Source organism: Nocardia sp. NPDC057440, assembly GCF_042802915.1.
Classification (GTDB): domain Bacteria; phylum Actinomycetota; class Actinomycetes; order Mycobacteriales; family Mycobacteriaceae; genus Nocardia.
In genome coordinates, this window is record NZ_JBHVDF010000006.1 from 113,906 (window position 1) to 129,052 (window position 15,147).

The 15,147-nt window shown below is 64.2% G+C and carries 17 protein-coding genes and 1 pseudogene; 11 read left to right on the forward strand and 7 right to left on the reverse strand.

Going from position 1 to position 15,147, the window contains the following annotated elements; all coding sequences use genetic code 11:
* The first annotated feature begins 203 nt into the window (after positions 1-203).
* The 6 genes from ACFU4Z_RS13920 (at position 204) to ACFU4Z_RS13945 (ending at position 2,573) form a co-directional block, all read left to right on the forward strand.
* Positions 204-500, forward strand: a complete 297-nt coding sequence (locus ACFU4Z_RS13920) for a WXG100 family type VII secretion target (RefSeq protein WP_379062686.1) — start codon at positions 204-206, stop codon at positions 498-500.
* Positions 497-850, forward strand: a complete 354-nt coding sequence (locus tag ACFU4Z_RS13925) for a WXG100 family type VII secretion target (protein ID WP_379062688.1) — start codon at positions 497-499, stop codon at positions 848-850. The genes ACFU4Z_RS13920 and ACFU4Z_RS13925 overlap by 4 nt, the downstream gene beginning before the upstream one ends.
* Complete coding sequence (locus ACFU4Z_RS13930; protein ID WP_379062690.1) at positions 804-1,427, forward strand: hypothetical protein; 624 nt, start codon at positions 804-806, stop codon at positions 1,425-1,427. Before ACFU4Z_RS13925 ends, ACFU4Z_RS13930 begins: the two co-directional genes overlap by 47 nt.
* Positions 1,428-1,660: 233 nt before the next feature.
* Complete coding sequence (locus ACFU4Z_RS13935; protein WP_379062692.1) at positions 1,661-2,086, forward strand: hypothetical protein; 426 nt, start codon at positions 1,661-1,663, stop codon at positions 2,084-2,086.
* A 21-nt stretch (positions 2,087-2,107) separates the two neighbouring features.
* The gene (locus ACFU4Z_RS13940; RefSeq protein WP_379062694.1) at positions 2,108-2,329 is read left to right on the forward strand and encodes a hypothetical protein; all 222 of its coding nucleotides are present in this window, start codon (positions 2,108-2,110) and stop codon (positions 2,327-2,329) included.
* Positions 2,330-2,345: 16 nt separating this feature from the next.
* A complete protein-coding gene (locus ACFU4Z_RS13945) occupies positions 2,346-2,573 on the forward strand; it encodes an SPOR domain-containing protein (protein ID WP_379062696.1) in 228 nt (75 codons plus the stop codon).
* A gap of 614 nt (positions 2,574-3,187) precedes the next feature.
* Here ACFU4Z_RS13945 and ACFU4Z_RS13950 read toward each other — a convergent pair.
* The 4 genes from ACFU4Z_RS13950 to ACFU4Z_RS13965 are packed head-to-tail and all read right to left on the reverse strand — an operon-like array spanning position 3,188 to position 5,303.
* On the reverse strand, positions 3,188-3,772 hold the full coding sequence (locus ACFU4Z_RS13950; RefSeq protein WP_379062698.1) for a hypothetical protein: 585 nt from the start codon (positions 3,770-3,772) through the stop codon (positions 3,188-3,190).
* Complete coding sequence (locus tag ACFU4Z_RS13955) at positions 3,760-4,248, reverse strand: hypothetical protein (protein ID WP_379062700.1); 489 nt, start codon at positions 4,246-4,248, stop codon at positions 3,760-3,762. The genes ACFU4Z_RS13950 and ACFU4Z_RS13955 overlap by 13 nt, the downstream gene beginning before the upstream one ends.
* Entirely contained in the window at positions 4,249-4,974 is a 726-nt protein-coding gene (locus ACFU4Z_RS13960) for a WXG100 family type VII secretion target (protein ID WP_379062702.1), read from the reverse strand.
* Positions 4,974-5,303 carry a type VII secretion target gene (locus ACFU4Z_RS13965; RefSeq protein WP_379062704.1) on the reverse strand — a complete coding sequence of 110 codons (330 nt, stop codon included), beginning with the start codon at positions 5,301-5,303 and terminating at the stop codon, positions 4,974-4,976. Before ACFU4Z_RS13965 ends, ACFU4Z_RS13960 begins: the two co-directional genes overlap by 1 nt.
* Before the next feature lie 1,020 nt (positions 5,304-6,323).
* Here ACFU4Z_RS13965 and ACFU4Z_RS13970 point away from each other — a divergent pair.
* The 3 genes from ACFU4Z_RS13970 to ACFU4Z_RS13980 all read left to right on the forward strand — a co-directional run bounded on the left by ACFU4Z_RS13970 (position 6,324) and on the right by ACFU4Z_RS13980 (position 8,700).
* The gene (locus ACFU4Z_RS13970) at positions 6,324-6,545 is read left to right on the forward strand and encodes a hypothetical protein (RefSeq protein WP_379062706.1); all 222 of its coding nucleotides are present in this window, start codon (positions 6,324-6,326) and stop codon (positions 6,543-6,545) included.
* A gap of 361 nt (positions 6,546-6,906) precedes the next feature.
* Positions 6,907-7,941: an NAD-dependent epimerase/dehydratase family protein gene (locus tag ACFU4Z_RS13975; RefSeq protein ID WP_379062708.1), complete on the forward strand. Its 1,035-nt coding sequence runs from the start codon at positions 6,907-6,909 to the stop codon at positions 7,939-7,941.
* A gap of 381 nt (positions 7,942-8,322) precedes the next feature.
* Positions 8,323-8,700, forward strand: coding sequence for a GFA family protein (locus tag ACFU4Z_RS13980; protein ID WP_379063449.1), 378 nt, complete (start codon positions 8,323-8,325; stop codon positions 8,698-8,700).
* A 259-nt stretch (positions 8,701-8,959) separates the two neighbouring features.
* On the opposite strand, the gene ACFU4Z_RS13985 is transcribed toward ACFU4Z_RS13980, so the two are convergent.
* The 3 genes and pseudogenes from ACFU4Z_RS13985 to ACFU4Z_RS13995 form a co-directional block, all read right to left on the reverse strand.
* Positions 8,960-10,138 (reverse strand): serine hydrolase domain-containing protein, encoded by a 1,179-nt coding sequence (locus tag ACFU4Z_RS13985; RefSeq protein ID WP_379062710.1) that lies wholly within the window; start codon positions 10,136-10,138, stop codon positions 8,960-8,962.
* Positions 10,139-10,317: 179 nt separating this feature from the next.
* A pseudogene (locus ACFU4Z_RS13990) lies at positions 10,318-10,461 on the reverse strand (IS5/IS1182 family transposase); the annotation flags it as partial.
* Positions 10,462-10,686: 225 nt separating this feature from the next.
* Complete coding sequence (locus ACFU4Z_RS13995; protein ID WP_379062712.1) at positions 10,687-10,965, reverse strand: hypothetical protein; 279 nt, start codon at positions 10,963-10,965, stop codon at positions 10,687-10,689.
* A 407-nt stretch (positions 10,966-11,372) separates the two neighbouring features.
* Here ACFU4Z_RS13995 and ACFU4Z_RS14000 point away from each other — a divergent pair, with 407 nt between their 5' ends.
* Together ACFU4Z_RS14000 and ACFU4Z_RS14005 are read left to right on the forward strand one after the other, a co-directional pair.
* On the forward strand, positions 11,373-14,636 hold the full coding sequence (locus ACFU4Z_RS14000) for a BTAD domain-containing putative transcriptional regulator (protein WP_379062714.1): 3,264 nt from the start codon (positions 11,373-11,375) through the stop codon (positions 14,634-14,636).
* 73 nt (positions 14,637-14,709) lie between these two features.
* On the forward strand, positions 14,710-15,147 hold the full coding sequence (locus ACFU4Z_RS14005) for a DUF4267 domain-containing protein (protein ID WP_379062716.1): 438 nt from the start codon (positions 14,710-14,712) through the stop codon (positions 15,145-15,147).

Consider the following 15,147-nt stretch of genomic DNA (forward strand, 5'->3'; position numbering starts at 1 on the left):
CAAGGAACTAGAATCGGCCAGAAACAGTCCGACCCGTTGCGGGACAAGACGATTGACCTCGGTCCGGGAAATCCGCGTCTCAGTGTCGATAACCTCGGACGCGACAGCACTCACGACCTTTCCATGCCGAGCTCTGATAGGAATCGGCTAGGATTCGTGCCATGAGCGATGGGGGGACGCCAGCCTCTGGCCAAAATCTCTCTGTGGCACCCGAGAAGGTGCGGGAGGTTGGCAAGTACGTCTACGAGTTGGCTGAGGCGCTGCGCACGGCGTTGGATTCCGCAGCGAAGGACGTCGCTTCGCTGACCGATGGCAGCTGGACCGGGGACGCGGCCAACGAGTTCTCCGAGGGCTGGACCGACGTCCATGATGGCGGCACCCAGATCATGACCGCCCTGACGGGGATGGCGGAAAAGCTCGGCGTCACCGCAGACACCTATCAGGTGCGTGATGAGAGCAACGCGGCGTCCTTGAACACCTCGAGTTTGGATCTGCCATGAGCTCACGATTTTCGGTCGATCTCGAGCACCTCGATGAGATCGTCGCCCGCCTGTCAGGACTCGCTGGCTTCATCGGCGAGCATCTCGATGAAATCGACGACCGAGTCGCGACCTTGAGCGACACTGGTTGGGAAGGCGTCGCCGCCCAGGCGTACGCCGAGGCACACACCCAATGGGTCACCGGCGCACGCGAATTCGTAGAAGGCGTCAAGGGACATGAGCGATGCCGCGAAGGCTGCACACGCGCGCTACACCCGTGCCGTCGATACCAATTACAAAATGTTCAACGGGGGATGATCCACCATGGGTGTACTGGTCATCGACTGGCGGACCTACTACGACGCCGCTGAGAAATGCCATAGCCTCGCGACCGACCTCCGTACCGCCGATAGACCCGTCCACGATGCCGTCAAAGGGGTGTGCGCGGGCATGGCCGGTGACACAGCGGGCTGTGAGCAATGGGGCAAAGCCTACGACCGCGCCGCCCAGGAAACGATGCAGACCTGCACGAACCTGGCCGACGCGCTCACCAACTTCGGCAACATGCTCTACGCCGCCGGATACAACTGGGCACTGGCCAACGACTCCAACCCGATGCCCGACCACCCCACCGTGACGGCCATGTCGGAATACAAGGTGTCGATCCCGACCTCGGTAGGAAGCAACGGCGATGGGGTCACCGAGGGCGACGGCAGCATCCCCGGCTTCTACGACGCCTTAGTCGGCAAGATCCAGGAAGAATTCGGCAGCAAGCTGCCCAACGGCAACAAGGACAAGCTCGCCAAGGCTGCATCCACCTGGAAGACCTTTGCCGAACACGCCACCATCACCGGCGCACCTGCCCGGATCACCGAGATCAGCAACCTTTTCAGCGACATCCAGGACAAGAAGGGCCTCGAAGCCTTCTCGGACATCTCACCACTCTGAACGGCGGTGCCACTCAACTCGCCGCCGCGTCCGTCAACCTCGCCGCGCCCGTCGGCGAGTACAGCGAGGCCACCTCCGATGTCCGCGATAAATTCAGAGATGCGGTCACCAACGCCCTGATAGCGGCCGGAGCAACGGTCGTCATCGGTGTCGCGGCCTCCTGGATCACCGCCGCTCTCAGCAATGTCGCCGCGGGCGTCGGCGTTCTGGCGATCGCCGGCAACACCGCCCGAGTGCTCAAAAGCACCTACGATATAAGCAGGCTCATCAGGATCATCGGTGCTGCAGCCGCAGCCACGGGTACTGCCGCCTTCGTGGTCACAGCGTTCGACAAAGTCCCCAGCCTCACCGATATCGCCATCAAACTCGGCGCCATCATCGCCATGAAGGTCTACGTCGATAGCGACGAGGCGGCCGCTGGAGGTACCGACCGGCCCACGAAGGTTCCTAAATCGGGCGGCTCCGGCAAAGAGAACGCCACTGATGCGCCGAGCTGGGCTAAAGGCAGGCCGCCCTACGTTGGCGAAAGCGGCAAAGCGTACGCGCGCCGACTGCTGGACGAGCACTACGGACCTGGGAACTGGGAAGGCACCGGACCCGGTAGTGAGTTCAGTAAGATCAAAAAATACGGCGACCGCGCCTGGCAAAATCCGAACTAGAGAATAGATAATGGAGTGCTGATGCGCGATATCTTCGTGCTGGACCATTGGTACGAATTAGACAATGGTGCTGAAATTGTCCGAACATTAGGCATGTATTCAACCGAGTCGAAAGCCGAACAGGCTGCGGAGCACATGAAGGACCTGCCGGGCTTTCGTGATCGCCCTGACAGTTTTCATATCGAACGATATACAATAGGTAAAGATCATTGGACAGAGGGATTCTTCACCTCGGGCACATGAAAACCAAGGACATTCGATGGTTTCAGTCTTTCTACTCGAACATGTTTATCGAACCGGGGATGACATAGACGAACGCAAGCGCGTCGGCATATACGCGTCGAAAGAAGACGCTCAGAATGCCATCGACCGACTTCGAGTGCAGCCGGGATTCTCCGACTATCCCGATTGTTTCGTCATTCAAGGCTATGAGATAGACAGAGACTATTGGACGGAAGGTTACGACGATAGCGACGAAGTTCAGTAGCCTCGCTCGAAGAGTTGACGCCGTCCCTGATAAAGGCGACCCCCTGGCGGCGCAGCCAGCTGGTGCCACGGACCGCACCACTACGAGAACACCCGCATTCGCCGCCCCGCCTCAGGCGAACCAACAATCAACAATGAGGCCGATGGAGTGACCGTCGTCCGAGGCCCTCGACTAGAACGACATCCACCCAAGACGGATTCCGGGTTTCGAAGGACCGCCCCCGGCGTCGCGGTGTGTTCTTCCGCCACGAATTCGGGCGCCTGCTAATGCAACCGGAACTGGGGCGCATCATCGTGCCGTTGGGCAGAATTGCGCGGTGACGATGCCCGAGGTTCACCGCGCACAAGTTCGGGCCTACCAACGGGCTGAAGACACCCTGCGCGAAGCGCTCACCCAGCGCACCAGAGCCCGTTGTCGGGCTCATCGTCCGTCTTCACCACACCCCCAACCGTTTTCGGCCTGGCCAATATCACAGAACCTACCCGTGGGCTTGGACGCATCCGCACGGACCGGTACCTGAGTGCCTGTGAACAAACTGATCGTTTTAGTGGCTCCGGTGGGCGAAGCTGCGAAAAGACTTTGGGCCCCTGTTGTGGTGGGCTCCGGTGGGGCGTTCAGCGATTCCCGGCCCGATTTTGCTCGACCGCGGCCACGAAATCCGGGTGCGCGAAAACGATCAGCTGGTCGGCTGTTTCATTCATCCAGACATCGGCGAAATAGCGGGAGCGACTCCAGGACAGCATCGCCACCAGCAATGCGATCGGCATGCATCCGGGCACGATCACGAAAGCCAAAGGTAGATAGAGCGGTTCGAGTTCGAGCGCCCGTACGATGAGAACGGCCGCGATTGCCAGTGGTATCGCCAGCAGTGCCAGCAGCGCGATTCGACGGAAGCGCCGGACCTCGTGGAGACAGAACTCGCAGGCCGGGCAGTCGAAGCGGACGCGCGCCAGGACGGGGTCCCGCCGCCCGCGTTTCATGGAGCGCAACATGGCTCGCGGTGTCGGCAGCTCCGATAGTGGGCCACTGGAATTGACTGCGAAGGAACGGGTCTCAATAGCGGTGAAACCGTGCTCGCTGCACAACCCCGGCATCGGCTCGGTGAGAACGAGCTCCGTCGGTGCCGTCGCGAGAGTCGGCGTCCAATCCGGATTGATCTCAGTGTCGAAGACCACCTGCGCCCGGGTCACTGCAGCCATCCGCGCTGCTGGCGGTCGCGGAAGTATTCGTCGTCCTCGTCGTCGTCATCAGTCGGGGTTACGACGCGATCGCGGTTGGGCTTGCGGGTGCCCGGGATAACGGCGTTCCCGGCGGGCGCCGGCCGATCCGTGGGAGGGGGCATCGGCCGGTCCGACGGCCACTGGTCCCCAAGTGGTTCAGACCGGAGTCGCACCAACTCGGCTTCGCCCTGGGCGGCCAGCCGTTGCCGTTCCTCCTCCGGCATGTCCGCGAACTGCTGCATGGCGGCGGGCAACGTGCGATCGAGCACCCGATTGAATGCCTCACTGTGCATCAATTCGCGTGCGCTGCCCTTGCCTTCAAGGACACCGCGCAGCTGCTCCGTCAATTGCGGATCGGTGGCGGTATCCATCAACACCCGAATCGCCCGGGACAGTTGGCGCGAGGCCCCGAGATCGCCATGGGCCAGATCATGAATCGGCTCGGGCGCGTTCATTCAGGCTCCAGGGTGGTCGTAGGTGGCGGTGGGCAGGCTCGGCATATCGGCGGACTCGACCACCGCGACCACGCCGAAACCGACCCCTGCGATGGCCTCGAGTGCGACATACGCGGCGTTGAACTTCTCGACCAGCAGGCCCCATTCCGCGATCACCTTCGCCGTGGTCGCGGTAGCGGCGGCGACCAGGGCCGCCGTTGCGAAAATTCCGACGCCGGTGAGCGCGGAGGCCTCGGCCGCGGCCCACTCGATCACCGCCATGGCGCCCCAGTCCAGCAAGGTCTGCAAGGCATTACTCATGGCGGTGGAGAGGTGGTACGCCGTCGACGCGAAGCGGTTGATCTCGGTCGCCATCTCCTTCAATGGCTCGACCTGCGCGGAAATGGCTGCCGAGAGCTTCGTGAAATAGGCTTGGGCGCTGGTCGCCGCGTTACCGTCCCACGTCGCGTCGACAGTCGTCGCGGCGGACTTGACCGATTCGGAGAAGCTCGCGCTGTAGGAAGCCAGGTTTTCCACCGCCTTGCCCGCCGTCTGCAGGGCCTCCCAATCACCGGAGATCTTGGTGGTGAGCCACTTCAGCGGGTCTGTCCCGAGGACGTTTTCGCACCACTTACAAGCCCAGTACGTCGGCGAAATGGCGTTCGAGGTGATGAGGAACTCGAAACTGTCGTTGAGCGGGTCCTCGAGCGAAGGTTCCGCTAGGTGCTCGGACGGCGTCTTGGTCATCAGCTGCTGCCTGTGGGGTACGTGCGGTCCAACTCGTCGGCGCGCGCGTGGTCGGTGGTCCGGTAAACCTGCGCGACCTTGGTCAATTCGGTCGCCGCAGCCTCGGAGAGGGTGCCGAGGGTGGCGTAATTGGGCTTCAGCTTGTTGTGCGCCTCCGCAACGGCGCTCAGCCCGATACGGATGAGCCCGCCGTCGCCCCACACGGTGTTGTCCAAGACCAGCCACTTGTCCAGATAGGTCGCGACATTCGCATTGGCCTCGGCCAGCGTCTTCAAAGCCGCGGCGAACGTGTCCACTTCAGCTGGGTCGACTTTGAAAGTCTCCGACATCAGATCCCCCTCTCGGCCGCGCGCCGGCCGCTCTACACCGAAGCACCTTCACACAAAATTCCGGCTCAGCGCAACTTCGCCGATATCGCGGGCGGCGGCGCGTGGCAACCGTGAACAAGTCGAGCAGCTGCGTCGCCAGATCGCGGAGCTGACCCAACAGCTGAATGCCGAGGAGCATCGCTTGTCGCACCTGCTCATACACCGCACCGAACTTCTTACGGGCACGGTAGGCGCGGGCGCCGCAGGCCGGAGAGCAGTAGCGGCGCAGGAGCGTCGCGAGGAAGTGCCGTCCGACATACAGGACACCGACGGAGTGAGCGTCTGCCCATCCTTCAATTGTCATAGCTACAGCCCGATTCGGTTCACTTATCGAGATCAGAATCGGGCTAGTCTTTGATCTTGCTGGCAGTGCAGGAACATCGGCATCAAAAGTAGCGCTAAGCGGAGGTTCGGGCTGCAGGGCCGAGATCGTGGTGGTCGGATCGACGCAACGGTGAGCGATGTTGCGCTGTAGGTGATTTCAAGGCGTGGCAATGGATGCAGACTGGCCGGTTCAGAGTGAAACCGCTGGCGCACAGGGCCTTACCTGGCAGCTCTGGTGCATCAAGGAGCACCGTCGTTGCGAAAACGCTTGGCAGGCAACATGAGCGCGTGGGACCACCCCGCTCTCGACATACGTGTCTTTGCGACCCGACAAGCACCCGTCATGTGGCTACACATAAGGTGGACAAGATCATTCGTCGGGGATCTGATGCTTCTGATATCGAAAGGTCTTACATGTCCATCGGTTCGTTATCACGTGTCCTGTCTTGCGTTTGTGCCAGTGCGGCACCGTTACTCCTGTTCGCGCCTGCCGCTGTTGCCGCCCCGGATAGCTCTTACAGCTGCTCGGGCTCATATCTGTCGAGTGATGGCTCTGCAGAAGTAGAGTCATGCATCTACGCCGAGAATGGGGTACCCCGGGCATTCGGCGGCCTCACGATCAAATCTGGCGACATCACGCCAGAATCCGATTGCACCATGGTCGTGACCATTGTGGATTACAACGCGTACGAGACCGGGGCGAACGAGCAGGTCGCGACCAGTGGCCCATTTCATTGCTTGAACGGCAAGTATCCCTCGCCGCCGTTGACTGTGGACACGGCGCTGGCGAAGCCCGGGCACCGCTATCGCAGTTTCACCGAAGTCACCAAAGACGGCCAGGGGATCGCTCGTATCTACAGCCCGGATTTGAATCTGTAGACCGGATTCGATGGTCAGCCCCGGTCGCCGGTGATCAAGCCGGGCTGTCGGCGACCGGTACAGATCGATTTCGACCGGCCCGTACCGGTCCGCAAGGTCACGCAGCATATACCCGTCCATCCGGGCATTTGCGAGCCGTCACGAGTTCCTCTCCTGCGTCACGCCGTCGATGTCGGCTTGCTCATTAGGGGCTAGTCGAACTCGATGGTCGCCGTCGCCCCGTTGGGATCTTCGATCAGACTTTTTGGCTCACGGACCTATACGACGCACCCGATCGCTGTCCGGTTCCGTCAGGATCGTGCGGGCTCACCAACCAGCCGCGAGCGCACAACGAGAAACGAGCCAGGTTTAGGCTCGTGTGATGGCTGATGCGCTCATCCTGGGTGGAACCGGCGTGATCGGACGTGCGATCGCGGCGCATTTGGCGGCGGCGAGCTGGCGGGTGAAGGTAGCTGGACGTAACCCCGCCAACATGCCTGCCGAACTCCGCACGGCTGGAGTTGATTTCATCGCAGCAGACCGCGCCGATGCAGCTCGCTTGCGCGCCGCCATCGGCGACGGGGTAGATCTGCTGGTCGACTGCGTCTGCTACACCGCGACGACCGCCCACTCACTGGTGGAGTTGGCCGCCGACGCCGGGTCCACAGTCCTGATGTCGAGCAAGGCGGTATACATCGACGCCGCAGGCAATCACGCGAACTCGCAGGTCGAGCCGCGATTCGATGGACCGATCAACGAGTCTGCGCCCACCCTGACGGCGAACGATATCGACTATCGGTCCCACGCTGGCTATGGGCCGAACAAGGTTGCCGCCGAGCAGGTCTCGCTCGACAGCGGACAACCGATCAGCATCTTGCGACCATCGAGGGTCCACGGGATCGGCGGCAGCCGCCCACGCGAATGGGTCTTCGTCAAGCGCATCTTGGACCGGCGCACCACCGTGCTACTCGCCCGACGCGGCACCGGGGTCGTCCACACCACCGCAGCGGCCAACATCGCCGCCCTGGTCGAAACCGTCGCCCACACACCAGGTGCACGCATCCTCAATATCGCCGATCCCGATTCCCCCAGCGCACTCGACATTTCCCGCACCATCGCCAACCACCTCGATCATCAGTGGAAGGAGGTACTCCTCGACGATCAAACCGACGACCGGCTCGGTGCGACACCCTGGGACTCAGCTCACCCCGTTGTACTCGACACCTCCGCAGCGGCCGCGCTCGGTTATCGGCCGACCGGTGACTACGCGACAACGGTTGCCGCACAGATCGACTGGCTCCTCGACGCAGCCGAAACCGGAGACAGATCCGGCATCCTTCCAGCGGCCGACGATCCGTACTTCGGCCACTTCTTCGACTACGCGACCGAAGACCGATTCCTGGCCCGCGTCTGCTAGGTGGCCACACAATTTCAACGCAGTCCGCTCGAGAAGGCTGAAACGACGGTTGACGCCTGGTTGAGTTGGATCAGGATTACCGATCGGGCATCACTGGTACACCCGAACTTCCGCGGCTGTCCGGCAGGCTGGTGCCGAATGCGCACCGAGGTTATTCCCAGACCAAGCGGATGGCTTGTCGCGCCATTCGGACCTCGCACCGCCTATGCTCAGATCGTCGCGTTACTTCATGAACGCCTCACCAGCGCCTATCGGCCCCTCGCTGAGGCACGGCCGGCCAGGTCCCTGACGCACCTGAAGGTACGCAACCGGGCAAATCGCCAACGGACGGCTCAATTATCTTTCACACCAACCGCATTCGATGCGAAGGGGTTGATTCTGATGAAACAAGGCGGGTGCCTGTGCGGTCAAATCCGCTACCGTTCGGACGCTGAGCCGGGCTGGCCACATCTGTGTTCGTGCCCGCACTGCCAGCGCTTGGGCGGGTGCCCGGTAATGGCCTGGGTCGACTTCCCGACCGCGAAGTTCGAATGGATCGGCCCCGGCGGCGAGCCGCGCTGGTACAAGTCCTGGCCGACTACCTCGCGAGGCTTCTGCCCGGCGTGTGGCAGCACTGTGGCCGCCATTGACGACGACGGTGACCTGATGGGTGTCACCATGATGTCGCTCGATGACCACACCGCCTTGCGGCCCGTGCATCAGAGTTTCAAGCACAACGCCGTCGTATGGCTGCCGGTGGTGGAGACCATCGAGCAGTGACCGCTCCCGACCGCCATACGGACCACCCTTGGTGAAAAAACGGCAGAAACCCGCAACGTGACGTTGCCACTACGGTCCTCTGCGCCGTGCCTCCTTTTGACGTGATGGAAGCTCAGGGGGAACGCTATCGCAGATCAGCGCGATTCGTCGGTGTGGGTTCTCGACGACCTCCGCCAGCACATGGAACCTCAAGAACCGATACCGACGACTCGTCGTGTTGCGACAGTTCTTCCGTTCGTTTGGAGCTGCGCAGGGTGACTCATGCACCACAGATCGCGATATCGAAAACCTTCTCGACGGCAGCGAAGGCCTCCCGGCCCGTCGGAAGCTGGTTGGCGCTCACAACGACGGCGGTCCCGTCGGCAGCGACGCCGGTGCGGACCTCGAAACCAGGAATGCTGCCACCATGGCCCCACACCTCCTTGCCACAAGGCACCGGGCGATGGATCAGGCCGAGTCCATAGCCGGCATCGGGCTCCCGATCGAACGGCACCGTACGCTGCATTTCCGCCAACTGCGCCGCGGGAAGCAACTCTCCGGCCAGCAGTGCGCTGAAGAACTGATTCACCTCCGACGCTGTCGAGACCATCGCGCCCGCAGCGCCCGACCATGAGGTATCGGTTGCTGTGACATCGATACGCTTTCCGCCGGTTTGGTGATAGCCCGACGGGTGCGGACCGCGGATACCGGTTTCGCCGTCGGCAGGAAAGTACGTCGCGCGCAGGCCGAGCGGTTCGATGATCCGGCGATTGATCTCGACGGCGGGTGACTGGCCCGTCACCTTCTCGATCAGCATGCCCAGGATGATGTAGTTGGTGTTGGTGTACTCGGCTCGCGCACCGCGTTCGTTGATCGGCGGCATGGCCATGGCCCTGCGCACCAGGTCCGCGGGCTCGAAGTGCTGTCGGCGGATCGCCTCGGAAATGGGGTCGAGCTGGGCGTCTCCGCTTGCTGCGCGGCCCCCGACCCTGCCGAGGTAGTCGGGTATGCCGCTGGTGTGTTGCAGTAACTGCCGCACCGTGACTCGGTTGCCGTCGTTTCCATTGCCTTGCACCAGGCCGGGCAGGTACTGCTCGATGGGTGTGTCGAGCTGGATCTCGTCTTCGGCCACCAGCTGCAGGACCACCGTTGCCACGAAGGTCTTGGTATTGCTGCCGATCCGCACCCGCGCATCGTCGGCGAACGGTGTGCCGGTCTGGAGGTCGCCGACTCCGGCGGTCATGGTGCGATGCCCACCAGGACCGTCGATCACCACCTGGACACCGGCGTATCCGCTCTTGACGACCTGGTCCATCGCCTCGGTCAGCGCCTGAGACGGCGCGGCTGCCGGTACCGCCTGCGCCGCGGTGTCTCCGCCGTATGCCGTCGCGGCGACGATCGCCGCGACCGTCATTCCCGACAGCGCGACCCTGGCGGTGTATCGCCGAAGCATGTTCATGAGCAGTGCATTCCTCCGTTCTATCCGGGAGCCGTCCTTACTCCCTTACCCTGGATCAGCAGACGCTAACGATTGATCTCCGAGAACATTGACGTGTTGATGACACCCGACCAGCCCACCTGGCCAGCCCGGGTGGTCATACACCCAATGAGCCTTTTCCGGGGAGCAGTTTGTAGTGGTCAGGTGGCGCAGCGGTGTTCGATGTGGAGCAGGACGAGAACGGCGGCGACGATGGCGCCGACTCGATAGGAGCACAGGCTGATTCGCCGCAAGACATTGAATATGACCTTCAGCAGTGAGTTCCCGCGTTCACCGACCGCGCGTTGCTGTTGCGCGCTGTCGGTCGCTTCATGATTTCGGTACAGGTGCCGTCGGAGCATATCTGCGCAGGGGGATGCCGCACGAAAGCGGCAAGGAGGGTTGCAGGAACGTTGCACGCGTCGCCAGATGTAACGGCCGAGAACCTCCCCAGCCGCCGTCACGGTAGCTGTCGTGTGATGCCCGCCGACATCTAGGACCGCGACGGCGCGTACCGACTGCTGGCAGCATTACGAGCCCGGTTCTCCACGATCGTCAGATCCGCCCGCGCCAACACCCGATTCCAACAGCACCATCGCACCCAAAGGCGTTGAATCGATCTGGATCTGCTCACCCGGCCGCGCCGCCAGCGTCGGCGTGAACGGCCGCGCCGGACGATTCGCCGCCTGCCGCCGCGTGACCACCGAGCCGAAGCTGTGCCGCCCCACCGCCAAGGCATCGATCAAACGCGTAGAAGTGCTGCGGCACACCACACCACGACCGTAGGCATACTCGAGCGCCTTGCTCACCCGCCGTATCACCCGAACGGACAACTCCTTCGACTTCCTTTCGTCTGTCCATCCCATGCCTGCCCCACAGAGGATCGAATTCGGTGACGGCCGCGGCGGGATGACCGCTGGCCCCTCGTGCGTGTGCGAGCTCCGCGCGGGCAGTGAGTGTGTCGGGGTGGTCGGGTCCCAGCGCCAGTAGACAATCGGTGATATTGGTACCGCGAACGTAGTGTCGGTATCGGTATCGTCAAGTAGGTCTGGGCATGCTGACTATCGGTTGCCCCAGTCATGAGACCCTCTCCCCACCGAGATCGCCGTGACGGCGCCTCCCGCGACGGCCCCCACTACCGGCACCTGTCCCCAGGTTGGCCCGGGTTGACGAGAGCCTCGCCGCCACGCAGGATCGATCGTGAGATGAGCGATTCATGCTGGTAGGACTATTGGGTCCGGTGATGGTGGAGGCCGCGGACGGGACGAGGGCGTCGGTCGGGGGGCCGCGGGTACGGGCATTGCTGGGGTTGCTCGCGCTCGAAGCCGGGCGAGTGGTTCCGGTGGCGCGACTGGTGGACGGGGTGTGGGGAGAGGAACCGCCGGCGGGGACAGGGAATGCGTTGCAGACCTTGGCGAGTCGGTTGCGCGCGGCGGCGCCGGGGGTGGTGCGGAGGGATGGGGGCGGGTATGTGCTCGAACTTGCGTCCGAGGACGTCGACGCGCATCTCTTCACGCGTGAGGTCGAGGCGGGGCGGACATTGCTCGCGGCCGGGGAGACAGAACGAGCCATCGCGCGCTTCGATACCGCGCTCGCGTTGTGGCGCGGGGAGCCGTTGATCGATGTGGGGGAATCGGACGTATTGCACGCTGCGGCGCTGCGATTGACCGAACAGCGGCTCGAAGCGATCGAACTGCGAGCGGACGCCTTGCGAGCCTTGGGCCGAGGCGGCGAAGTATTGCGTGAGCTCCACACGGAAGTCGCGGCACATCCATTCCGTGAGACGCTCGCCGCGCGACTGGTGCTGGCACTGGCGGCAGCGGGGCGCACATCCGAGGCGATACAGCAGTTTCAACGCACCGAGGCCCTGTTACGGGAGGAGCTCGGCACGACACCCGCCGAGGTGCTGCGCTCGGCCCTGGCCGAACTTCACACCAACGCACCCCATGCTCCCACCGTCGACGGACCTGTCTCCGAGACGACGTCCGGATCGGGTCGTACGGGAGTCGTGGCAGCATCCCCCACCACCGGGGCATCGAAGGTATCCGCGCCGCTGCTGCCCGGCCGTCGCACCAGCTTCGTCGGACGCGGACACGACGTGGACGGAGTGCGGCAGGCGTTGCGCGAGTCCCGACTGGTGACACTGTCGGGTAGCGGGGGCGTGGGGAAGACTCGGCTGGCCGCCGAGACGGTCGGGGCGCACGCCGTGGACTGGGTGGATGGCTACGCCTTCGTCGAACTGGCCGCACTCGAGCGAGAACGAGCCGGCCGACCTGCCGTGACCGCGGTCGGAGTGGCGATAGTGAACGCGCTCGCCGGGTTCGAGCGACCCGACGAACTGTGCACGGAGTGGGCCGAAGTACTGGAGCGGACGCTGTCCGGCCGCCGAATGCTGGTGGTACTCGACAACTGCGAGCATGTCGTGGAGGCGACCGCGCGCCTGATCGACGATCTATTGCAACGGCTACCCCTGCTGCGGGTCCTCACCACGAGCCGGGAGCCGATCGGCGTGGACGGCGAGCGACTGTATCCGGTCCGGACCTTGGACCTGCCCGAAGCCGACGTGGATTTCCTGGCGGCAGCCGCATCGCCCGCGGTCCGGCTGTTCCTCGACCGCGCCACCGCGGCCCTCCCGGATTTCGCGCTGTCCGAAAGCAATTCCGCGGATATCCGTGCCATCGTGCGCAGCCTGGACGGCATGCCGCTGGCCATCGAGCTGGCCGCCGCTCGCGTGCGGAGTCTGCCGCTGCCGGACCTCAGCGCGCGGCTCACCGATCGCTTCCGGCTGCTCACCAACAGCACTCGTCACGCGGTCCCGCGTCATCGCACCTTGCACGCGGCTGTCGCCTGGAGCTGGGAACTGCTCACCGATGCGGAAGCCGCAGCAGCCCGACGTTTTTCGATTTTCGCGGGCGGCGCGACATTGGACGCCATCACCAGGGTGTGTGGTCCGGACGCCATCGACACGGTCACCTCACTGGTGACAAAGTCGCTGGTGGATTTCGACGGACAGCGCTATCGAATGGCGGAGACCATCCGAGCCTATGCGACCACGGAATTGACCGCAGTCGGCGAGGCGGACGAGGTCGCCCGCATCCATGCCGACTGCTTCCTGGAGTTCACCGACGCCGCCGCCCCCGGATTACGCACTGCCGCACACCCCGATTGGCTCGCGCGTCTGATCGCCGAACACGCCAATTGCGAAACCGCGCTGCGGTGGGCGCTGGACGCGGGCGACGGCGAGCGCGCGGTTCGCCTGTACGGGAATCTCGTCTGGTACTGGCTGCTGCGCGGGTTGCACGGCGACATCTCCGAACGCCGCCGCGAGGTCCTCGCCCTGCTCGGCGACACACCGCCGCCTGGGTGCACCGGGGCATACCTGGCCTGCCGGTACGGCGAGGAGCTGCTCGCGTACTTCACCAACATCTGGTGGGGCCAAATCCGGGAGAACACAGGGCAATTCGAGCGACTGACCCGTGCGGCCCTCACCGAAGATCGGCCCCCGCACCCGATGTTCGTGCTCATACTGGCGCTGCGTGATCTGCTCGGCGACGACGACAGCCTGTTGACTGCCTGCACCACCTCCGACGATCCATGGCTACGCGGAAATGCGCTGATAGCGCAGGGTTTCGATGAACTGGGCGGCGACCATCCGGCCCGCGCCCTGCCCACGTTGGAGGCGGCGCTGACCTGCCTGAGCGCGCACGGTGACGCCCGGTCACACAGCCGCGCCCTGATCTCCCTGGCCAGCTACCGGACCCGGATGCTCGGCCTGGACAGCGCCCGCCCGCTGATCGCGCACGCGCTGGAACTGCTCAGCGCCGACCTGGGCGCCGGTGAGCGCATCGGCGTGCTGCTCTTCGCGGCGGAGATGTACCTGGTCGGCGGCGATACCGACAGCGCGGCAACCTGTCTCGACCGGGCCGAGCCCCTGATCACCCCGCACATCATCCCCGCACCCGGGCGCTTCCTGGCGGCGACGCAGGCGCACCTGGCGCACCTGCGCGGCGAGAACGACCGCGCGATGGAACTGTTCCGGCGGATGTCCGAGCAGCCACTCCCCGCCGGCCCGCCGCCCGCGGGACGCCACGATACCGTCCGCTTCGTGAACCCGGTCTTCGTGAGCACCGTGCACGCGGCGACCCTGGTCGCGGCGGGGCAGCCGGACGACGCGCTGCGAGAGCTGGCCATGCCTCGCGATCTGGCCGCCCAGACCTCGGCGGCGCTGCTGGCCGAGGTCGGTATCGGTTACGCCCTGGTCGCGCTGGCGAAGGATGCCCCGGGGCGCGCGGCCCGCATTCTCGGCGCCACCGACCGGATCAACCGCAGGGCCGGGGTGATTCGCATCGGCCCGTTGCGGCGGCGAGCGCTCGACCAGGCGGAAGCGGCGCTCGGGCCCACGCGTCTTGGCGCGGAATTCCTCGCGGGCGCCCGGCTTCCGGACGAGGCGGTGCTCGAACTGCTGCGTACCGTTCGCTGACAACGACTGTCAGCGAACGGTACGGGCCGCACTGGATGCTGGGGACGCGTATCCCACCGATCCAGGAGTGCTCATGTCCGTTTTCTCGAATACGGAATCAGTTGTTTCCGTGCGTAATTCCCGCCGACTCGGCGAACGTGTCGGCATGGCCGGCGCCGTACTGGGTGCCGCGTTCATCATTGTCGTCGGCGGCGGTTATCTGCTCGTCCCACAGCAAATGGCCCAGGGGTTCGGCTTCACTGATTGGCCGCACAGTGAAGCCAACGGTTTCCTGAACGTCAAAGGCGTCCGCGATGTGGTCTCCGGCCTGATCTTGCTCGCCTTGCTCGCGGCCGGGCAGCGTCGCGCCGTCGGCGTCGCCACGCTCACCGTCGCCCTCATCCCGACCGGCGACATGCTCACCATCCTGCTGCGCCACGGTTCCACCGCCACCGCCCTGGGCGTGCACGGCTTCACCGCCGCCCTTGTGGCCGCCAGCGGCGCGCTGCTGCTGCGCCGTGAAAACCGTTGA